At 63.5% G+C, this 20,335-nt stretch carries 19 protein-coding genes; 10 read left to right on the forward strand and 9 right to left on the reverse strand.

The features are described from left to right. Positions 1-352 precede the first annotated feature (352 nt). Both BUA41_RS04845 and BUA41_RS04850 read left to right on the forward strand, forming a co-directional pair. The gene (locus BUA41_RS04845; RefSeq protein ID WP_245791845.1) at positions 353-1,738 is read left to right on the forward strand and encodes a sigma-54 dependent transcriptional regulator; all 1,386 of its coding nucleotides are present in this window, start codon (positions 353-355) and stop codon (positions 1,736-1,738) included. A gap of 134 nt (positions 1,739-1,872) precedes the next feature. Next, positions 1,873-2,952, forward strand: coding sequence for a transporter (locus tag BUA41_RS04850; RefSeq protein ID WP_072820298.1), 1,080 nt, complete (start codon positions 1,873-1,875; stop codon positions 2,950-2,952). Here the strand turns inward: BUA41_RS04850 and BUA41_RS04855 are convergent. The 9 genes from BUA41_RS04855 to BUA41_RS04895 all read right to left on the reverse strand — a co-directional run bounded on the left by BUA41_RS04855 (position 2,949) and on the right by BUA41_RS04895 (position 12,298). Then, positions 2,949-3,587 (reverse strand): hypothetical protein, encoded by a 639-nt coding sequence (locus BUA41_RS04855; protein WP_139249053.1) that lies wholly within the window; start codon positions 3,585-3,587, stop codon positions 2,949-2,951. The genes BUA41_RS04850 and BUA41_RS04855 overlap by 4 nt on opposite strands. A gap of 68 nt (positions 3,588-3,655) precedes the next feature. After that, positions 3,656-4,357, reverse strand: coding sequence for a C39 family peptidase (locus tag BUA41_RS04860; RefSeq protein WP_072820302.1), 702 nt, complete (start codon positions 4,355-4,357; stop codon positions 3,656-3,658). A 13-nt stretch (positions 4,358-4,370) separates the two neighbouring features. Then, positions 4,371-4,814, reverse strand: a complete 444-nt coding sequence (locus BUA41_RS04865; RefSeq protein WP_072820304.1) for a hypothetical protein — start codon at positions 4,812-4,814, stop codon at positions 4,371-4,373. Positions 4,815-4,850: 36 nt separating this feature from the next. Then, a complete protein-coding gene (locus BUA41_RS19575; RefSeq protein WP_139249054.1) occupies positions 4,851-5,858 on the reverse strand; it encodes a hypothetical protein in 1,008 nt (335 codons plus the stop codon). Positions 5,859-6,278: 420 nt separating this feature from the next. Then, complete coding sequence (locus BUA41_RS04875; RefSeq protein WP_072820308.1) at positions 6,279-7,847, reverse strand: bifunctional aminoglycoside phosphotransferase/ATP-binding protein; 1,569 nt, start codon at positions 7,845-7,847, stop codon at positions 6,279-6,281. Positions 7,848-7,897: 50 nt separating this feature from the next. Beyond that, positions 7,898-9,190: a glutamate-1-semialdehyde 2,1-aminomutase gene (gene hemL / locus BUA41_RS04880; protein ID WP_072820310.1), complete on the reverse strand. Its 1,293-nt coding sequence runs from the start codon at positions 9,188-9,190 to the stop codon at positions 7,898-7,900. Between the two features lie 99 nt (positions 9,191-9,289). Beyond that, positions 9,290-10,087: a bifunctional hydroxymethylpyrimidine kinase/phosphomethylpyrimidine kinase gene (gene thiD / locus BUA41_RS04885; RefSeq protein WP_072820312.1), complete on the reverse strand. Its 798-nt coding sequence runs from the start codon at positions 10,085-10,087 to the stop codon at positions 9,290-9,292. Then, entirely contained in the window at positions 10,087-10,518 is a 432-nt protein-coding gene (gene hemJ, locus BUA41_RS04890) for a protoporphyrinogen oxidase HemJ (protein WP_072820314.1), read from the reverse strand. The genes thiD and hemJ overlap by 1 nt, the downstream gene beginning before the upstream one ends. A gap of 31 nt (positions 10,519-10,549) precedes the next feature. Continuing rightward, a complete protein-coding gene (locus BUA41_RS04895) occupies positions 10,550-12,298 on the reverse strand; it encodes a chloride channel protein (RefSeq protein WP_072820316.1) in 1,749 nt (582 codons plus the stop codon). A gap of 210 nt (positions 12,299-12,508) precedes the next feature. Between BUA41_RS04895 and argC the strand changes: the two genes are divergently transcribed. From argC to BUA41_RS04935, 8 genes are all read left to right on the forward strand, one after another. After that, complete coding sequence (gene argC, locus BUA41_RS04900) at positions 12,509-13,543, forward strand: N-acetyl-gamma-glutamyl-phosphate reductase (RefSeq protein ID WP_072820318.1); 1,035 nt, start codon at positions 12,509-12,511, stop codon at positions 13,541-13,543. Between the two features lie 96 nt (positions 13,544-13,639). After that, positions 13,640-13,993, forward strand: coding sequence for an iron-sulfur cluster insertion protein ErpA (erpA, locus tag BUA41_RS04905; RefSeq protein ID WP_072820320.1), 354 nt, complete (start codon positions 13,640-13,642; stop codon positions 13,991-13,993). Between the two features lie 85 nt (positions 13,994-14,078). Beyond that, a complete protein-coding gene (locus tag BUA41_RS04910; protein WP_072820322.1) occupies positions 14,079-14,846 on the forward strand; it encodes a transporter substrate-binding domain-containing protein in 768 nt (255 codons plus the stop codon). A gap of 84 nt (positions 14,847-14,930) precedes the next feature. After that, positions 14,931-15,602, forward strand: coding sequence for an amino acid ABC transporter permease (locus tag BUA41_RS04915; protein WP_072820324.1), 672 nt, complete (start codon positions 14,931-14,933; stop codon positions 15,600-15,602). 11 nt (positions 15,603-15,613) lie between these two features. Then, complete coding sequence (locus BUA41_RS04920; protein WP_072820326.1) at positions 15,614-16,384, forward strand: amino acid ABC transporter ATP-binding protein; 771 nt, start codon at positions 15,614-15,616, stop codon at positions 16,382-16,384. A 591-nt stretch (positions 16,385-16,975) separates the two neighbouring features. Next, positions 16,976-18,871 carry a tRNA uridine-5-carboxymethylaminomethyl(34) synthesis enzyme MnmG gene (mnmG, locus tag BUA41_RS04925; RefSeq protein ID WP_072820328.1) on the forward strand — a complete coding sequence of 632 codons (1,896 nt, stop codon included), beginning with the start codon at positions 16,976-16,978 and terminating at the stop codon, positions 18,869-18,871. Continuing rightward, positions 18,868-19,497 (forward strand): 16S rRNA (guanine(527)-N(7))-methyltransferase RsmG, encoded by a 630-nt coding sequence (rsmG, locus tag BUA41_RS04930; RefSeq protein ID WP_072820329.1) that lies wholly within the window; start codon positions 18,868-18,870, stop codon positions 19,495-19,497. The genes mnmG and rsmG overlap by 4 nt, the downstream gene beginning before the upstream one ends. A 43-nt stretch (positions 19,498-19,540) precedes the next feature. Beyond that, positions 19,541-20,308, forward strand: a complete 768-nt coding sequence (locus tag BUA41_RS04935) for a ParA family protein (protein WP_072820331.1) — start codon at positions 19,541-19,543, stop codon at positions 20,306-20,308. Positions 20,309-20,335 lie beyond the last annotated feature (27 nt).

Here is a 20,335-nt window from a genome sequence, read left to right on the forward strand (position 1 = left end):
AAGACGTTGTTTCATGCCCTGCGCGGGCTCTGGTCGATAGGCACTTATTCTATAAGGGAAAAATAAACTTAATATAGGTTATGATTTGTTTATTCCCAAAGCATCTAAGTATCTTGGCTACTGTTGCTTTACATACATGAAAAAAAGAACAACTTTTAATATGTCGATGCGAGCTAGAGAGATGTCGACCCGATGTCACGATCGCTTTCCTCGGCATGAAGCGACTCGTGCAATACCCATTAGCAACCATGAAGAGATCCTGCCGTCAGGCTAAACGGGTTTTTTTTCGTCTAAAATCCGAGTTCAAGAATAAACAAATATAACTATCAACCTCGGTAAAAAAGCAATGGACATGTCAAAGGATGTGTTGATCGTCGGAAAGCCGCCGCCAGGCTCGTGCCAGCTGTCCCAGGCCATGAGGGCCTACGGCTGGTCGCCACTGCACGCCGATGACCTGGAACAGGCGGCGGCACTGATAGAGGATCATTCCCTGGCCGTGGGTCTGATCTATCTCGTGTCGGGAAACCTTCCCAAGCTGTCCAGCCTTGAAAACACCGTGGTCGACGATACCACGCAATGGATCGCGCTGGTCGATCAGGAGCCACGAGACGATACTGCTCTGAGTCGTCTCGTCAGCCATCTGTTCTTTGCCTACCATGTCCTGCCCATCGAGAACCGCCAGCTCGACTGCCTGCTCAACCACGCGCTCACCATGGCTCGCCTGTGCAGAAGGCAGGCGGATGACGCCCTCGTCGAAACCCAGCACCACGACGATGAGATCATTGGCGCCACGCCGAAGATCCGCGAGCTGTTCCGGATCATCGACAAGGTGGCCAATGTCGATGCCCCGATCTACATCAATGGCGAATCCGGGACCGGCAAGGAACTGACCGCGCGCGCCATCCACAAGCGTTCCACGCGCTCGAGGGGGCCTTTCATCGCCGTCAATTGTGGGGCGATCCCGAACAGCCTGATCCAGTCCGAGCTCTTCGGACACGAGAAGGGGGCATTCACCGGCGCCTGTCAGCGCCGGGCAGGACGCATCGAGGCCGCGGCGGGGGGCACCCTCTTCCTGGACGAAATCGGCGATCTCCCCTTCGAGATGCAGGTCAACCTGCTGCGCTTTCTCGAGAACAGGAAGGTGCAGCGTATCGGCAGCCTCGATGAAATCGACGTCGACGTCCGCATCCTCTCCGCCACACACAACGATCTCGAAGAGGCCGTGAGAGTAGGGGATTTCCGCGAGGATCTCTTCCATCGACTCAATGTCATCCAGATCGACATGCCTCCGCTTCGGGAACGCCAGGAAGACATCGAGCTGCTGGCAAGGCATTACTTCGAGAAGTTCCTGGACAAGACGTCGATGACGGTGAGGGGCTTCAGCAATGATGCGCTCATCCTGCTGAGAAAGCATGACTGGCCGGGCAACGTGCGCGAACTCGTCAATCGGATTCGACGCGCCATGATCCTGTGCGAGCATCGTCTGATCCGTCCCATCGATCTTGGCCTGGAACGACGACGCAATCACCGCCATGCAGTAACCCTGGAACAGGCGCGCCACATCGCCGAGCACGACGTGATCTGTGCCGCCCTGGCGCGCAACAGGAACAATATCCAGAACGCCGCCAGGGATCTCGATATTTCTCGCGTGACGCTCTATCGCCTGATCGAAAAGCATGCCATTCGACGTCATTGCCGTCACGACGAGCTGGTTCAATCGATGAAAATCGTTCCCTAGATGCTGGTTCGGTTTGCCAAGAAAGGAAACTACAGGAAGAGCACTTCGAAACACGACTCGACACTCGGAAGTACGCTGGAATCGGTTGACCACCGCGACACTCGACAGGCCTGGAATGCAAGAGGATCGGGATCATGACAACAAGAATCGGGACTATCGCTGCCTGCTTCATCTCGTCGGTGCTGGTGACGAACGTGGCACTGGCGCAACAGGACACCGGGCGCCAAGGCCCGGTCGGCCAGGCGCCGCCCGCGACCCCCACCACGCCACCGGAGGTGCGCGGGGTGCCGTCGGATATCGGGGGCGTGTTGACGCCCAAGGGCCGGTTGATCATCGAGCCCGAACTGCAGTACTCCCACTCCAGCGTGAACCGGGTCACGTTCCGCGGGATCGAGATTCTCAGCACGTTGCTGATCGGTGTCTTCGACATCGAGGATGCGGACCGGGACACCTGGACCGCCTCGGTCACGACACGGCTGGGCGTCACGAACCGCCTGGAGCTGGAGCTGAAGGTGCCCTATGTCTATCGGGACGATACGCTCAACGCTGTCGTGGATGTGGAGGGTAGTAACATCACTCGTGTTACCCGCGATTACTCCGACAACGGCCTGGGAGATATCGAGCTGGCGGCCCACTACCAGTTCAACGACGGCCGCGACGGCTGGCCCTACTTCATCGGCAACCTGCGCTACAAGACGACCACCGGAGAGGGGCCCTTCGACGTGAAGCGGGATGCCGACGGCATCGAGCAGGAGCTGGCCACGGGCTCGGGCTTTCACGCCGTCGAGCCGAGCGTGACCCTGCTCTTTCCCTCGGACCCGGCGGTGTTCTTCGCCAACGTCGGTTACCTGTTCAACCTGGAGGACGACGTCGATAAACGCGTCGGCTCGGTCTTCATCGGCGAGGTCGATCCGGGGGATGCGCTGCGCCTGAGTTTCGGCATGGCCTATTCGATCAACGAGAAGGCCGCCTTCACCCTGGGCTTCAAGAACGACTTCATCGACGAGACGGAAACCGAACTCTTCGATGTCAACGAAGGGGGCCCCATAAAAGGGGATTCCAGCACATTGAACGTCGGCTCCCTGCTGCTGGGCTGGTCCTATCAGCTCAACCGCGACACCGCCCTCAATCTCGCCCTGGAGCTGGGGGTCACGGAAGACGCGCCGGATACCGTATTGACGTTGAGAATGCCCTTCGGGATGAACGCGTTCTAGCGGTTCAGGGAGTTGATGATTCTGGAACGCGTCTGGGCCGCGCGCAGGGCCTCGAGGTTGTGGATATCCAGGCGGATATCGAGCTGCTGGCGGATATCCCGGCCCGAGGCATTGCTGACGACGGTGCTCAGGATCGACTCCTGGGTGAGCCGGTGCAGGGCCGCGGAGAACCCCTTGGCATCCTGCACCGCCACGCCCGAGAGATTCTCCAGCCCCGCCAGATCGACGCGCTCGGGAGTCGTCTCGGTGACGGGCCTGCCGGTACCGGGGCCCACCAGGTCGACCCGGGGTCGGTCCGCCATGTCCCGAAGGTGACTGGTATTCTCGAGGGTCTGCGAGACGATGTTCTGCCCGGTCCGGGTGATGTTCATCACGGTTTCCAGGCGAATGTCGTCGATCATGGTGCGCAGGGTCGCACCGAAGCTCATGTCGATTCCCCCCGCTGTGAAGCCACCGCGCAGTTCGGCCATTTCCGCTGCCTCGATCACCCGAGCCTGGGCGAAGAGGCCCGGCGGAGTCGGCGCAACGAGGGAAGGGCCGGTCGTGGCTTCATGAAGCAGGCGGTCACCCGGATAGTCTGCCGGGACCGCATCGGCCACGGCGGTCAACGAACAGGCCATCACGAGCCCCGCCACCACGACCCCGCCTGTCCACGACTCATGCCATCTTCTTGTTGTGTTCACGACCCTGCTCCACAAGTGGATTATTTGCTCAGTTCATTGGCGGCGGGCAGCGTCAGCAGCATCGTGCCCAGCCCCGCCCGACGAACGCCCTGGTTCAGCGGGGAATCGGGACGGACCCGCCAATCCCGCTCGTGATTGAAATTCTGCCTGGCGAGTTCGACTTCCGCCCGGGCGCCCAGCACCACCCCGTTCCACATGGAGCGAAACCGGGATTTCGGCACGACCACGGTGCCCGCCGCGGGGTCGCCCACCAGGATCGCGTCGCCATCGGTGCCTTTCACGACCACGAAATGCTTGTAGCCCTGGGTATCGATCAAGGTGATGGCAGGCACCCCTATCTTGACGAAATCCTCCAGGGAGAGCCTGAACCCGTCGGCATCCAATCCCCGGTAATCCAGGTAGCGTTTCATGTCCAGCATGGAAAACCCCTGGGCCTGGATCTTTTCCCTGTCACCCTCCTGGAACATGGTCTTGAACACCTCGGCTTCCGTGGTCTTTTGACCGTAGTGATAGCTCAGGAGGGTCGCGACCGCCGCCGAGCCGCAGCTGAAATCGTATTGCTGCCTGACCACGCCGTCCCAGCGCATCTCCTGGAGACTCCTGGCCTGCAGGTTGAAACTGCCGAAGGGGCCGACCACCGAGACCGGGCCGGCCTGGGTGGTGCTTCCCCACCCGGCAAGGGCCACGACCATCGCCAGGTACTGGATCGTTCGTTGTCCCATGAGTGTCTTCCCGTCATTCGGCGAAATAGATACTGATGCCCACCGCGCTGGTGACGGCGTTGTTGTGCCCAGTCATGATGTTGAACAGGCCGACACCATCGAAGCTGTCGATGGCGTGCGACTCGATGGTGATGGGGCCCGAGATCACGTTTCCGGCATTGACCGAGTTGCCACTGGCGGTCGCCTCCAGGTTCTGCAGGCTCTGCACGTTGATGAGGTTGACGTTTTCGCGTCCACGGAACTGCTCCAGCTCATCGAAACTGAGGCTTTCCAGGGAACTCAGGCTATTGCGGGTATTGCCGTGCTGCGGGGAATCGTCCGTTTCGAAGGCGGCGACACCTTCCACTGCGATGAACGACAGCAGGACGAGGGGCCATCGTCTCGCGTGGCGTTGTAACCTGACAGGGGTAACCATGGTGATCTGCTCCCAGACATGGCCGAAAGTGCCGGCGAACACGGGGTTCGCCGGCCTGGCCCAACTATGGCCAATCGTTCAGTTACCGATGCTCACACCGCTGTGAGCCGCGATGTTGGTCGCTGCCTGCTGAGCATTGTAGAGCCCGGTGGACAGGTTCATGTTGGCAACGCCACCGAAGGCGCCCACCGACATGCTGGCCCGGCCGGTGTAGAGCATGCCGCCGGCACCATCACCACCGTCGGCGCCGTCGCCACCGTTCCCGGCATAGGCGTTGGTGTTGCCGCCGGCCGCGTTGGCCGTGCCGCCACGACCGCCTTCACCGTAGGAGTCGCCGCCGTTGCCGGAGTCGGCATAGCCGCCATCCCCTCCGTTGCCGCCGTCTCCGCCGTTTCCATTGCCGCCATTGCCGCCGTCGCCGTCACCTCCGTCGCCATTACCGGCGCGCCGGGAGTTGCCGCCGTCGCCGTAGCCACCGTCGCCACCGTTTCCATGGCCACCGTAGCCACCGTAGCCACCGTCACCCCCGTAGGCATAGGAACTGCCACCGTTGCCGCCCTTGCCCTTGCCACCATCACCGCCATTGGCATAGGTGGAAGAGTTGGCAGCAGCGTCGCCGCCCCGAGCACCATCACCGCCCCGAGCACCATCACCGCCGTACACATAGATGCTCGAACCGGAGACCGAGGCATTCAGATCCTGGTAAGCGACCACGTCGACCTTGGTATTGTAGGAATCACTCATGGCCCAGGCATCACCCCCATTGCCCGTGCTGCCGCCGGCACCACCCCTGCCGCCGTTGCCGCCCATGCCGGTGCCGGTGCCGCGGCCGTCGGCATCGCCGGAAGTCGCTCTGCTGTAGAAGTCGTTGTCGTCGTTATGGTCATCGAGATTCGAGTAGGTATTGGCATAGGCGTCGCTGTACCCGTCGCCATACCCATTACCGTAACCACTCCCGCCATTACCACCATTGCCGCCATTGGAATAGCCTCCATCACCCCCGACAGCGGTGGCATCGGCATTGGCGGTGGATACGGCTAGCGCCAATGCCAACATGGAGCAGCCACTTATTACGTACTTATTCATGATGTTTCTCCACGGATTGTCATGCACGACTGTTGTTTTCCGTTGACCCGAGCCGACGCCGAGGCGTCGTGTCCCTTGAGGTATGGCCCGCGATCATTGGTTAATTAGCATCATCCGTGCCAACATTTCGTTACAATTAGCAACATACTGGTGGGCAAGGCATTTTTTATCCTGGCTCGAGGAAGACACGGCACGGGGGCGGAGCACCGGAGAAAAGCAGGCGAAAAAAGGGGAGAGAGTGTTTCGTGAAACTTACATCATTCGGGACGGAGCAGAGCCCTGGCGCCTTTTCCATTTGGAAATCAACGCCAAGGCCGATTCCTGCGAGTGCTCCATGGCTGTGACACACGAAGCGGCCAACCCGGGGAAGCTCGGGGTGGCCGACGGGCATACCCGTGGCCGACCAAGGTCTTGCCGCCTTCAGCCCAGCCTGAGATGGTCCTGAATCAGCCTGACCAAGGTCAGGTTGGCGTCCTGGGCAGTAGTGTCCAGATGGATCAGATGACGACGCTCATCGTCGGCAAACGGCTCGAATTCGGCGAGTTGTCGCTCGAGCACGGCCAGCCCCGCCTCGGAGGGATCGCCTCCGCGTCGGGCCCGTTTCTCGATGCGCGCACGCAGTGTCGGCTCGTCGGCCTCGAAGCTGATCAGCAGCACCGGCAGGCCACGCCCTTCGGCTTGTTGACGCAGCAGGTCGCGCTGCTCGCGCTTGAGGCAGGTGGCATCGATGCATACCGGCAACCCGGCTTCGAGCAGCGTTCCGGCCAGCCGGGCCAACTGGGTATAGGTGCGTGCGGTGGCGTCCTCGGTGTAGATGTCCACGGCCTGTTGCGTGGTGTCGGTCGCCGGCTCGAAGCCGAACAGTCGCTTGCGCTCCACGTCGGAACGCAAGCGTACACTGCCCAGACGACAGACCATTTCCCCCATGAAGCGACTCTTGCCGCTTCCCGAGACGCCGACTCCGATCATCAGGTAGGGGAAATTGAACTCCGCGTAGCGCAGGGCCAGTTCGATGTGCTGGCGATACATGGCCAGCACCGCTGGCCGGTCGGCGCGGTGCAACGCCGGCTGGTGGTAGCGGAGGATGGCCACCTTGGCACGTACCAGGGCACGGTAGAGCTTGTAGAAGGGCAACAGCCGCACCAGAGAGTGATCGCCGGAGAGCTCGAGATAGCGATTCAGGGCATGATGCGCGAAGGCTTCCTCGCCCCGGGCCTCGAGATCCATGAGCAGGAAGGCCAGATCGCCGCCCACGTCGTTCCAGCGCAGTTCGTCGTTGAACTCGAGGCCATCGAACATCAGGGCGCGTCCCTCGTGCTGCACCGCGTTGCCCAGATGCACGTCGCCGTGGGTCTCGCGCACGTAGCCTTCCTGCCGGCGCCGCGCGAACTCTGCATCGAAGCGTTCGAGTGCCTCCTCGGTCCAGGTCTGCAGGAACGCCAGCTGCTGGCGATCCTGGTCCTCCTCGAGCCTCGGCGCGATCAGGGCGAATTCGCGCTCGACGATGCGCTGCATGCACTCGCGCGTGCCGAAGTCGCTCTCCCGGGGCACTCGCTCGGCCTGTTCGTGGAAGACCACCAGCTGGTCGATCAGGTCGTCGAGCAGTTCCAGGGAGAGCTGGCCGCTCGCCTGGAGATTGCTGAACAGGTGTCGATTGCTGAACTGGCGCATCTTGACCGCGTGTTCGAAGGGCGCCGAGCCATCGTTGACCCGGGGCGACTCGGGGCTTCCCGAGATCGGTACCGTCTCGAGGTAGAGCGAGGGCGCCAGACGACGATTGAGACGTACTTCCAGTTCGCACAGTCGCCGCCGCTTTTCCGGGGTCGAAAAGTCCAGGAAGCTGCCGAATTCCAGCGGCTTCTTGAGCTTGTAGGCGTAATCGCCGGTCAGCACGATCCAGGAGATGTGCGTCTCGACGACCTCGATGGTCGTCACCGGATGATCGTAACAGCCTGCATCTTGCAGTGCCTGTATCAGGGCCTGGCTCACGAGGTTCTCCCAGCTGTGGTGTCCGTGCAGGCGTTCATGCCATGCTCTGGTCAGGCGCTCTCGGCCAGGCCGGCGAAGACCCGTCCCGCCGCTTCCAGGGTATGCTGGATATCTTCGGGGGTATGTGCGCTGGACATGAAGCCCGCTTCGTAGGCGGAAGGCGCGAGATAGACCCCTTCGTCGAGCATCGACGAGAAGAAGCGGCGGAAGTGGCCGGCATCGCAGGCGGTGGCCTGGGCGAAGTTGTCGACCCGGGACTGACCGGTGAAGAACATGCCGAACATGCCGCCGGCCCGTTGGGTGAGCAGTTCCACACCGGCAGCGTGGGCGCGCTCCTCGAGACCGTCACACAGGGTCGTGACGCGCTGGCTCAGCGTCTCGTGGAAACCCGGTTCACGAATCTTCTTCAACAGCGCGATGCCCGCCGCCATGGCCAGGGGGTTACCGGCCAGGGTACCGGCCTGGTAGACCGCTCCCAGGGGCGAGATGTGCTCCATGATCTCGCGCTTGCCCCCGAAGGCGCCCACCGGCATGCCGCCACCCACGATCTTGCCCAGGCAGGTCAGATCCGGCGTCACCCCGTAGTGGGCTTGCGCGCCACCTAGAGCGACACGAAAACCGGTCATCACCTCGTCGAAGATCAGCACGCTGCCGTAGCGGTCGCAGGTCTCGCGCAATGTCTCGAGAAACTTGGGCCGGGAAGGGATGCAGTTCATGTTGCCGGCCACCGGCTCGACGATGATGCAGGCGATCTGATCGCCGATCTCGGCGAAACATTCGTGTACCGCGTCGATGTCGTTGAAGGAGAGCGTCACCGTGTGTTCGGCCAGGGCGGCGGGCACCCCGGGAGAACTCGGCTCGCCGTGAGTCAGCGCCCCGGAACCGGCCTTGACCAGCAGCGAATCGGAGTGACCATGATAGTTGCCCTCGAACTTGACGATCTTGTCGCGGCCGGTGAAGCCCCGGGCCAGGCGGATGGCCGACATGGTCGCCTCGGTGCCGGAATTGACCATGCGTACCATCTCGATCGACGGGATGATCTCGCAGATCAGATCGGCCATGGTGGTTTCGATGGCGGTCGGCGTGCCGAAGGAGAGGCCGGCGTCGAGGCGTTCACGCACCGCGCCCAACACGTCGGGGTCGGCATGACCGGTGATCATCGGACCCCAGGACCCCACGTAATCGACGTAGCGCTTGCCTTCCACATCGAAGAGATAGGCGCCCTGGGCTCGCTCCATGAATACCGGCGGACGATCCAGGCCCTTGAAGGCACGCACCGGCGAGTTCACCCCGCCGGGAATATGACGGCAAGCCTGTTCGAAAAGCTGAGCGGATGTTGACATAAAGCGCCTCTCGAGTCGCAATGGTTGTGGATAACTAACTGCACAGGTCGAACAACGTCTTGACGGCCTGTGGACAAACTAGGAATGAGGGCAAGCCCCTCAGCGTGGCAAGCGGCCCGGCAGCGTCTGGCCGTTGCCTGGCTGCCAACCGCGCCGCAGGCTTTCCCAGGTGAAGCGCTGGGCCTGTTCGCAGGCGCTCACCAGGCGTTCCCCGGCGGCCAGCCTGGCCCCCAGGGCCGCGGCAAGGGTACAGCCCGAACCATGATAATTGCCTGCCAGCCGGGGCCAGCGCCACTGGCGACTGGTCTCCGGCGTGTGCAGGGTATGTACCACGTCGTCCGCCGAAGCCCCCGGCGGGGGGTCGTCGGTACCCGTGACCAAGATGGACTGACACCCCAGGGACATCAAGGCGACCACGCGCTCGACATCGTCCTGCTGCGGTTCGCCAGCCAGCCTCGCCAGTTCCTGGCGATTGGGCGTCAGGACGTCCACCAGCGGCAACAGGCGATGGCGAAATTCATCGATCAGGGCGCTGGTGGCAAGCGTCGCGCCCCCGCCCGCCTTGAAGACCGGATCCACGACCAGCGGCACGCCGGGGCAAGCGCGTACCACGTCCTCGATGGCATCCAGGGTCACGACATCCGCGATCAGCCCGACCTTGATCGCCGCCACCTCGAACTCGTCGAGCAGGGTCCAGGCCATGTCGCGGATGCCGTCGGCACCGCACGGCATGACCTGCAGCACGTCGTGGGTCGTCTGCACGGTAAGGGCCGTGGGCACCGTCACCGCCCACCCGCCGCAGGCGGCGATCGCTTCAACATCGGCCGCCAGGCCTGCGCCACCGGTGGGATCATGGCCGGCCATCACCAGCACGACAGGAAGTTTGGCATCGGTCATCAGAAGGGCTTCACCATGGCGAGAACGACGATCAGGATCAGCGCGATCACGGGAGCTTCATTGAACCAGCGAAAGAAGACCTCCGAGTGGCGGGCACTGCCCGCGGCCAGGCGTTTCATATAGATCAGGCACAGATGGTGGTAGACCACCAGCAATACCACCAGCAGGAGCTTGACGTGCATCCAGCCGGCACTCAGGTGCGCCGGTACCAGCCACAGCAGCCAGCCCCCCAGGAGGATCACCACGACCATCGAGGGCGTCATGATGCCACGATACAACTTGCGTTCCATGACCTTGAAGTAGTCGATGGCCTGGGTGTCACCCTTGTCCCGCGCCATGGCGTGATAGACGAACAACCGCGGCAGGTAGAACATGGCCGCGAACCAGGTCACCACCGCTATCAAGTGAAACGCTTTTATCCATAGATACATCATGGCTCCTTGCTACTGCCTGCCGCTGCGATCAGCGTTTATAACGGTAATAACTCTCGATGGCATCGCGGGTAATGATACCTGAAATCTTCTGGATCTTCGGGGCCGTGGTGTGTTCGACATAGAGCGCATCCACCCCGTACTCGTGAAGACGATCGAAGGCTTCATTGAGGGTCGCCTGCAGATGGATGGGGGCCAGTTCCAGACGCTGGCCAGGCACCTCGAGCAGGTCGAAGGTCTGCTGGTCGGCCAGTTCCTCGTCGAGCAGCGCCCGGGCCAGGTCGGCGGCCTTCAGGGCGATCGGCGTCTTTTCCTCGCGGGAGCGAATGATCACCAGCCAGGTGGGCTTGTCCTCGAGCAGGGCTTGCGCCTGTTCACGACTGATCTTGCGCTGGGTGCGCGCCAGGCTGCGCTCCATCACCGCGGGCACCGCCACCCGGGAGAGCGCCTGCATCAGTGGCTGCTGCAGCAGATGCAGCCCGTGCTGGGTCTGGGTGATGAAGAACCCCTGACAGCGGCAGACCTGGCGCACGGTGAGTCCGGCCACCACCACGCTGAGCATGCCGGGCAGGATGATGTTGGGGTTATGGGTCAGTTCGAGCAACGCCATCAGGGCCGCCAGGGGCGCCTGCAGCACGGCGCCCATCATTGCCGCCATGCCCAGCATGGCATACACCTCGGGTCCCGACGCCAGGGTCGGCATCAGGACGGTGCCGGCTAGACCGCACAAGGCGCCGATGGCGGCTCCCACCACCAGTACCGGCCCGATGATGCTGACGGGAATGCCGCAGGCCACGGTCAGCGCGGTCAGCAGCAGCTTGCCGATGGCCACCGCCAGCAGCACGTCGATCGGTGGCGTCGAGGTCAGGGTCTGCCCCAGGGTGTCGTAGCCCATGCCCTGCACCTGCGGATACCACCAGGCGACGCCCCCCACGAGCAGGCCTGCCAGCAGAAAGCGCAGCCACCTGGGAATATGCCGAAGGCGCTCCCCGCCCTGGGCCACGCGCACGAACACGCCCGCCAGCAAGCCGATCAGCAGGGCACTGACGACGATCCAGGGCAGATCCATCAGCGACTGGAGGTGCAGGCTGGGGATGTCGAAGGCCGGTTCCGTGCCGTACACCAACTGCGCGACCACCGCGCCCATGCTCGATGCGAGGATCACCGGAATGAAACCGACGATGGTGTACTCCATCACCACCACCTCCATGGCGAAGATGACCCCGGCGATCGGCGTGTTGAAGGAAGCGGCGATGCCCGCCGCGGTACCACAGGCAACCAGCACCCGCATGCTGTTGTGAGGCAGGCGCAGTCGCTGGCCGATGCCGCAGGAGGCCGCCGCCCCCAGATGGATGGCCGGCCCTTCGCGGCCGGCCGAGAGCCCGCCAAGCACCGAGACCAGGCCGACCCACCACTGGGTCAGCCAGTTGCGCAGTGGAAACTTGCCCTGATGGTAGGCCAGACGTTCGATGACATGTGCCACACCGATCTTGCGCGCGGCCGGAGGCTGGCGCCATAGCCAGAAGCCGATCAGCGCCACGGCGAGCAGCGGCAGGGTGCTGCGCGCCAGGGCGGGCAGCGCCTCGAAGTCCTCGTAGTCACCGCCGGGCATGAAGACCAGTCCGCCCAGGCTCAGCAACAGGCGGAACAGCACCATCAGCACACCGGTGGTCAGCCCCGAGATCACCCCCAGCACGCAGAGCTGGGGAAGCGCATCGACACTCGCCAGGCGGCGTCGGAAGCGTTCGAGACTCAGGTCGGGGAAGGAGAGCCGAGGCAAGTCAGTATCCTTGTGCCGGAAGATCGTCTTTCCCTGCACCGTACCCCGGGGCAAGGAGGAAACACCGTCTGGTGGCGTTCCGTCAGGCCGAGGCCACGACCCGACACCGGGTGTTGGGAACGCCTATGCTCACTTGTGTATCATATTTGCCGGGTAAGGTCTTAATTTCGGGATCGCTGCCCCGCTACAGTCCCCAAGCAGGAGAACATCGTGATCAAGATCGGCATCGTTGGTGGCACCGGTTACACCGGCGTGGAATTGCTTCGCCTGTTGGCCCAGCACCCCGAGGTGGAGGTCGACGTCATCACCTCGCGCTCGGAAGCGGGGATCGCCGTCTGCGACCTCTACCCCAACCTGCGCGGCCACTACGATCGGCTGGTGTTCAGTGCCCCGGACGCGGGGCGACTGGCGGCCTGCGATGCGGTGTTCTTCGCCACTCCTCATGGTGTCGCTCATGCCCTGGCTGGCGAACTGCTCGAGCAGGGTACGCGCCTCATCGACCTGTCGGCGGATTTCCGCCTGTCCGACGCCGAGGAGTGGTCACACTGGTACGGCCAGCCTCACGGGGCCCCGCAGTTGCTCGAGGATGCGGTCTATGGGCTTCCCGAGGTCAATCGCGAGGCGATCCGCCAGGCGCGCCTGGTCGCCGTGCCCGGCTGCTACCCCACCGCCGTGCAGCTGGGCCTGCTACCGCTGCTGGAGAGTCGTCTGATCGATCTCGACCGGGTGATCGCCGATTGCAAGTCCGGTGTCACCGGCGCGGGCCGAGGGGCCAAGGTGCCGTCCCTGCTGGCCGAGGCCAGCGAATCGATGAAGGCCTACGGCGCCTCGGGCCATCGGCATCTTCCGGAGATTCGCCAGGGGCTGGTGCGCGCCGCCGGCGCGCCGGTGGCGCTGACCTTCGTGCCTCATCTGACCCCGATGATCCGCGGCATCCACGCCACCCTCTACGGGCGCCTGACCGACGAGCCGGGCGATCTGCAGGCACTGTTCGAGAAGCGCTTCGCGGGCGAGCCGGCAGTGGACGTGATGCCTGCCGGCAGCCACCCGGAAACCCGAAGCGTCAAGGGGGCCAACCTCTGCCGCCTGGCGGTGCACCGCCCGGGGGGCGGCGATACCGTGGTGGTGCTGTCGGTGATCGACAATCTGGTCAAGGGCGCCTCGGGTCAGGCGATACAGAACCTCAATCTGATGTTCGGGTTCGACGAGATGGCCGGCATGCAGGCGCCCGCCCTGTTGCCCTGAGGGAGGGGGCCCGCCCCCCGGCCTGAAAAGTTGACCCTTTTGCTGGGATTTAGGGATAATGGCCGGGTTTGCCATTTCAGTCACGGAGGCTCCCCTATGAGTGGTGTCGCATCCTTTGCTCCCACGCCACTACTGCTCACCGACGCCGCGGTACGTCGCCTGCGGGCCCTGGCCGGCGAGGAGGGCAATCCGCAACTCAAGCTGCGCGTCTTCGTCACCGGGGGCGGCTGCTCGGGGTTCCAGTATGGCTTCGATTTTGCCGAGCAGACCGCTGCCGACGACACCCTGATCGAGATCGACGACGTCGGCATGGTCGTCGACCCGCTCTCCTACCAGTACCTGGTCGGCTCCACCGTGGATTTCGAGGAAGGCCTGGCCGGCGCACGCTTCGTGATCAAGAATCCCAACGCCACCTCCACCTGCGGCTGCGGTTCGTCGTTCATGGTGTGATGAGCGGCTCCATCTTGACGGCCTCCCCGTAACTCGCCAAGGTAAAAGGCGCGTTACACGAATAACATTTCCAATGGGGAACGCCATGAAAAACCACACACTGAAAGGAATTTCCCTGGGCTCGGCCCTGGTCCTGGGTCTCGGCCTGGGAGGCACGGCCAGTGCCGAAACGCTGCAAGCCGCCACCGATCCCAGTTTCGTCCCCTTCGAGATGATGGATCAGGAAACCGGCGAGATGGTCGGTTTCGACATGGACATCCTGGACGAGGTCGCCAAGCGCGCCGGCTTCGAGGTCGATCTGCGCACCATGGACTTCAATGGCATCATTCCCGCCGTGCAGACCGGCAACGTCGACCTGGCCATCGCCGGCATCACGATCACCGAGGAACGCGAGGAGATCGTCGACTTCTCCGACCCCTACTACGACTCGGGGCTGCGTATCCTGGTTTCTGCCAACAACGACGAGGTCCAGGAGTTCTCCGATCTCGAGGGCATGCGCATCGGCACCAAGATCGGTTCCACCAGCTACGACTACCTGCAGAAGAACCTCGGTGACAGCGCCGAGATCACCCCCTATCCCGGCAGCTCCGACATGTACATGGCGCTCATGGGCGGCAGCGTCGATGCCGTCTTCTACGATGCCCCCAATGTCGGCTACTTCTCCCAGACCAAGGGCGACGGACGCGTGAAGACGGTCGGACCGCTCTACGAGGGCCAGCAGTACGGCATCGCCTTCGCCGACGGCAGCTCCTGGGTCGAACCCGCCAACAAGGCGCTGGCCGAGATGCGCGAGGACGGCACCTACGACGAGATTCACAAGAAGTGGTTCGGCGAAGCACCCGATAGCCAGTAACCACTGCTGATGGAAGGGGCCGGGTGGCCAACCCCCGGCCTCTTTTCTTGTCTGTACGCTTCTTATCGCTAGGGGGACACCCACGTGGATGTGACCTTCCAATTCGACTGGCAGGCGGCCATCGATTCCATTCCCTATCTGCTCGAGGGTATTCCCTGGACGCTGCTGATCTCCTTCGGTGGCCTGGCCATCGGCTTCGTCATCGGCATCGTCTTCGGCCTCGCCCGCATCAGCCCCGTCGCGCTGCTGCGCTGGCCGGCGATCACCTACATCGAGATCTTTCGCGGCACCCCGGTGCTGGTTCAGGTGCTCTTCATCTTCTACGGCCTGCCGCAGCTCCTCGGCGGTCCGATCGACGCCCTGACCGCAGGCATCGCCGCCATCGCCCTCAATGCCGGGGCCTACATCTCCGAGATCGTGCGCGGCGGCGTGCAGTCGATCGAGAAGGGCCAGCGCGAGGCCGGTCTCTCCCTGGGCCTGTCCCGCACCCAGGCGTTTCGCTACATCATCTGGCCCCAGGCCTTGCGGCGCATGATCCCGGCGCTGGGCAACCAGGGCATCGTCAGCATCAAGGATACCTCGCTGTTCTCGGTGATCGGCGTGGGCGAGCTGGTTCGCCAGGGCCAGGTCTACATCGCCACCACCTTCACCGCCCTCGAGGTCTATTTCATGGTCGCCCTGATGTATCTGGCCATCACCTTGAGCCTCTCCCTCGCCCTGCGTCAGCTCGAACGCCGCGGCCTGGTCGGACAATGAGGAAGCAGACGATGAACGACACGACGCAAGCGACGACGCAGCCCATGGTACGGCTGGAAAAGATCAACAAGTATTTCGGCAAGCTGCACGTGATGCAGGACATCGATCTCGAAGTCGCCCCGGGCGAGGTGGTGGTGATCGTCGGGGCCAGTGGCTCGGGGAAGTCGACGCTGATCCGTTGCGTCAACGGCCTGGAGGAGTTCCAGAGCGGGCGCATCGAGGTCGATGGCAACGAGCTGCTGCCCGACGGCAAGAGCGGCAAGTCGCTTCAGGCGGTGCGCACCGAGGTCGGCATGGTGTTCCAGCAGTTCAACCTCTTTCCCCATCTGTCGGTCCTCGACAACGTGACCCTGGCGCCCAGGAAGGTGCGCGGCTGGTCCCGGGACAAGGCCCTGGAGACGGCGCATCGCTTGCTGGAACGGGTCGGCATCGAGGATCAGGCCGACAAGTACCCCAGTCAGCTCTCGGGCGGTCAGCAGCAGCGTGTGGCTCTGGCGCGGGCCCTGGCCATGGAACCGCGCCTGATGCTGTTCGACGAGCCCACCTCGGCCCTCGACCCCGAGATGATCGGCGAGGTGCTCGATGCCATGCGCGAACTGGCCAAGGACGGCATGACCATGATGATCGTCACCCACGAGATGGGCTTCGCCCGGGAAGTCGCCGACCGGGTGATCTTCGTGCACGACGGCCAGATCGTCGAGGAAGGCCCTCCCCAGGAGGTGCTGGACAATCCTCGTCAGGAGCGCACTCAAGCCTTCCTGTCCCGGGTGCTCAAGCACTGACAGCAAGGGCCTGGCACACCTCCGAGTTCGTTCGTCCAGCGGCCGAACTCGCTTTTCGCCCACCGCTTTTGCCCGTCTCTTTTTCCCCTCGAAACCGCCCACAGGACGCCTTCGGCCCCTGTGGGCAACTTTTTCCTACACTTGGCGGAATCTGCGCTGCAGGCCCCGCTACCAGCAGGCTGATGCCTTCCCGGCGCGATTGTTGACGACCCTGCCCACAGCCTCGGTAGACGTCGGTGGATAAGGCGGGGAGGAAACCCGCTGTGCATAACCGCAGATTCCATCCACAGCCTCCGGACCGCTTGTCCGCAGTTGCCTTACCGCTTCTCCAGCCATCGGTTAACATTGCATGCCATTGTTATTAAACGTATTAAACGGCTTTTCCACAAAAAATGTCCACACCAATAGATACAACAACAACAGAACTTCTTTATTTCTATTCTGTTTTTATTTTATAGGGTCGTGGTGACAAGAGCGGTTGGAACAGGTGTGGAAAACCCCTGACGGTTACCCACAAGGACGTTATACTGTGCGGCTCGATTTTCCTCACAGACCAACCAAGCGCTCCCTGGCGCAAGTCGAGGTACAACCTTGGATTATCCCAACCGCTTTGACGTCATCGTCATCGGCGGTGGTCATGCGGGAACGGAAGCCGCACTGGCCGCTGCCCGCATGAATTGTCAGACCCTGCTGCTAACACACAACATCGAGACCCTGGGGCAGATGTCCTGCAATCCCGCCATCGGCGGCATCGGCAAGAGTCACCTGGTCAAGGAGATCGACGCCCTGGGGGGCGCCATGGCCCTGGCCACGGATCGGGCAGGCATCCAGTTTCGCGTGCTGAACGCCCGCAAGGGGCCGGCGGTGCGGGCGACCCGGGCCCAGGCGGATCGCGTGCGCTACAAGGCGGCGATTCGTGGCATGCTCGAGAACCAGCCCAACCTGACCCTCTTCCAGCAGGGCGTCGACGACCTGATCGTCGACGGTGACACGGCGCGCGGTGCGGTGACCCAGACCGGCATCCGCTTCTTCGCCGAGACCGTGGTGCTGTGCACCGGGACCTTCCTCGGCGGGGTCATCCACATCGGGCTCGATCACCACAACGGCGGGCGCGCCGGGGACCCGCCCGCCAACGCCCTGGCAAGCCGCCTGCGTGCCCTGCCGTTCAGGGTCGATCGCCTCAAGACCGGCACCCCGCCCCGCCTGGATGCCAGGAGCCTCGACTTCTCGGGCCTGGAGGAGCAGCCCGGCGATACGCCGACACCGGTGATGTCCTATCGCGGCAACCGGGGGATGCATCCGGATCAGGTGAACTGCCACATCGCGCACACCAACGCCCGGACACACGAGATCATCCTCGCCAACCTCGATCGCTCGCCCATGTACTCCGGGGTGATCGGCGGCGTGGGACCGCGCTATTGCCCCTCCATCGAGGACAAGGTGCACCGGTTTGCCGACAAGCAGAGCCATCAGATCTTCATCGAGCCGGAGGGGCTCGACACCCACGAGCTCTATCCCAATGGCATTTCCACCTCGCTGCCCTTCGACGTGCAGCTCGAGGTGGTGCGCTCGATTCGCGGCATGGAGAACGCGCACATCACCCGCCCCGGCTACGCCATCGAGTACGACTTCTTCGATCCCCGGGATCTCAAGCACTCCCTGGAGACCAAGTTTGTCCACAACCTGTTCTTCGCCGGACAGATCAACGGCACCACCGGCTACGAGGAGGCCGGTGCCCAGGGGCTGCTGGCGGGGCTCAACGCCGCGCGGCGGGCAAAGGGCGAAGAGAGCTGGTGCCCGCGCCGGGACGAGGCCTACCTGGGGGTGCTGGTCGACGACCTGATCACCCTGGGCACCCAGGAGCCCTACCGCATGTTCACCTCCCGGGCGGAGTATCGTCTGCTGCTGAGGGAGGACAACGCCGACCTGCGTCTCACCGAGACCGGCCGCCGCCTCGGGCTGGTCGATGATGATCGCTGGCGCGATTTCGAGACCAGGCGCGAGGCGATCGAGCGCGAGAGCGCCCGTCTTCGCGAGACCTGGATCCAGCCCGGCTCCGTCGAGGCCGAACGACTGGCGTCCCGGCTCGACAAGCCGCTCGCTCGGGAATACACCCTGGCCGAGTTGCTCAAGCGCCCGGAACTCGTCTACGCCGACGTCGCCTCCCTCAAGGGCGAGCCGGTGGAAGACGCGACCGTCGCCGAACAGGTGCAGATCCAGGTCAAGTACCAGGGGTACATCGATCGCCAGCAGGACGAGATCGACAAGCTCAAGCGTCACGAGGCGACCGTACTGCCCGCCGACCTGGACTACGACCGGGTCGAGGGGCTCTCCAACGAGATCCGCCAGAAGCTCAGGGAGGCGCGCCCCGAGACCCTGGCCCAGGCGGGTCGCATCTCCGGCGTGACCCCGGCGGCGGTCTCGATCCTGCTGATCCATCTCAAGAAACGCCGCCTGCTCGATTCCCGTCAGGCCCGGAGCGCATGACCGCTTCCTGGGAGCGACATCTCGAGTCCGGCCTCGCCCGACTCGGCATCGCCGCCGACGATCGCACCCGGCAACGGCTCTGCGCGTTGCTTGCGTTGTTGCACAAGTGGAACCGCGCCTATAACCTCACCGCGGTACGCTCGCTCGACGAGATGGTGACCAAGCACCTGCTGGACAGCGCCGCGGTACTGCCCTTCGTCACCGGGCCCAGGCTGCTGGACGTGGGGTCGGGGCCCGGCTTGCCGGGGCTGGTGCTGGCCATCTTGAAACCCGAGATCGACGTCACGCTGCTCGACAGCAACGGCAAGAAGGTACGCTTCCAGCGTCAGGCCCTGCTCGAGCTGGAGCTGGCCAACGTGACACCGGTCCAGCAACGGGTCGAGCAGCTCGCTGCCCCCGGGTTCGATCAGGTGATCTCCCGGGCCTTCGCCAGCCTGGCGGATTTCGTCGCCCTGACGGATCACCTGCTGGCCCCCGGTGGGGAATGGCTGGCCATGAAGGGGCGGATCAGCGACGACGAACTGGCCGGTCTGCCGCCGGGAGTCGCGGTGCGGGAAAGGCATGTTCTGAACGTGCCCGGTGACGAGGCGAGCCGTCACCTGTTGAGGCTCGAGCGCACCGGCTAGGGTGCAGGACGAGCCGGGATCATTGTCGGTAAGGGAGTCATTCGTGGCCAAAATCATTGCCTTGACCAATCAGAAAGGTGGCGTCGGCAAGACCACCACGACGGTCAATCTGGCGGCTTGCCTGGCGTCGCTGGACCGCCGCGTATTGCTCGTCGACCTCGACCCCCAGGGTCACGCCACCATGGGCAGCGGCATCGACAAGCACGAACTCGACGGCAGCGTGCTCGATGTACTGCTCGGCGAGAAACGGGCCGCCGAAGTGATCCTCGATTGCCCCGACGCGGGGTATGCACTGCTGCCGGGCAATGCGGACCTCACCGCCGCCGAGGTCGACCTGCTCGATCGTGACGGCCGCGAGCGCTGCCTGCACGACGCCATCAAGGATGTTGCCAGCGAATACGATGTGGTGCTGATCGACTGCCCCCCCTCGCTCAACATGCTCACCGTCAACGGCCTGACTGCCGCCGATGGCGTGCTGATCCCCCTGCAGTGTGAATTCTATGCCCTGGAGGGGCTCTCCGCGCTGCTCGACACCGTCGAGCAGATTCAGGCCAGCGTGAACCCGGCGCTGCAGGTGTTCGGCATCGTGCGCACCATGTTCGACAACCGCAACAGCCTGACTCGGGACGTCAGCAAGCAGCTGCGCGACTACTTCGGCGACACCCTGCTCAAGACCACCATTCCACGCAACGTGCGGGTGGCCGAAGCGCCCAGCCACGGCTTGCCGGTGACCAAGTACGCGCGCTTCTCCCGCGGCAGCCAGGCGCACCGGGTGCTGGCCAAGGAACTGATTCGCCGTTTATCGCTATGATGCCGATAACCCAACGCCCCATCGTCG

It is taken from the genome of Modicisalibacter ilicicola DSM 19980 (assembly GCF_900128925.1).
GTDB lineage: Bacteria > Pseudomonadota > Gammaproteobacteria > Pseudomonadales > Halomonadaceae > Modicisalibacter > Modicisalibacter ilicicola.

Bases quoted from the DNA above. Each gene is read 5' to 3' on its own strand.
- hemL (WP_072820310.1), bottom strand. From the start codon at position 9,190: ATGTCAACATCCGCTCAGCTTTTCGAACAGGCTTGCCGTCATATTCCC.
- BUA41_RS19575 (WP_139249054.1), bottom strand. From the start codon at position 5,858: ATGAATAAGTACGTAATAAGTGGCTGCTCCATGTTGGCATTGGCGCTA.
- BUA41_RS04845 (WP_245791845.1), top strand. From the start codon at position 353: ATGTCAAAGGATGTGTTGATCGTCGGAAAGCCGCCGCCAGGCTCGTGC.
- BUA41_RS04920 (WP_072820326.1), top strand. From the start codon at position 15,614: ATGAACGACACGACGCAAGCGACGACGCAGCCCATGGTACGGCTGGAA.
- BUA41_RS04910 (WP_072820322.1), top strand. From the start codon at position 14,079: ATGAAAAACCACACACTGAAAGGAATTTCCCTGGGCTCGGCCCTGGTC.
- hemJ (WP_072820314.1), bottom strand. From the start codon at position 10,518: ATGTATCTATGGATAAAAGCGTTTCACTTGATAGCGGTGGTGACCTGG.
- BUA41_RS04850 (WP_072820298.1), top strand. From the start codon at position 1,873: ATGACAACAAGAATCGGGACTATCGCTGCCTGCTTCATCTCGTCGGTG.
- thiD (WP_072820312.1), bottom strand. From the start codon at position 10,087: ATGACCGATGCCAAACTTCCTGTCGTGCTGGTGATGGCCGGCCATGAT.
- erpA (WP_072820320.1), top strand. From the start codon at position 13,640: ATGAGTGGTGTCGCATCCTTTGCTCCCACGCCACTACTGCTCACCGAC.
- rsmG (WP_072820329.1), top strand. From the start codon at position 18,868: ATGACCGCTTCCTGGGAGCGACATCTCGAGTCCGGCCTCGCCCGACTC.
- BUA41_RS04860 (WP_072820302.1), bottom strand. From the start codon at position 4,357: ATGGGACAACGAACGATCCAGTACCTGGCGATGGTCGTGGCCCTTGCC.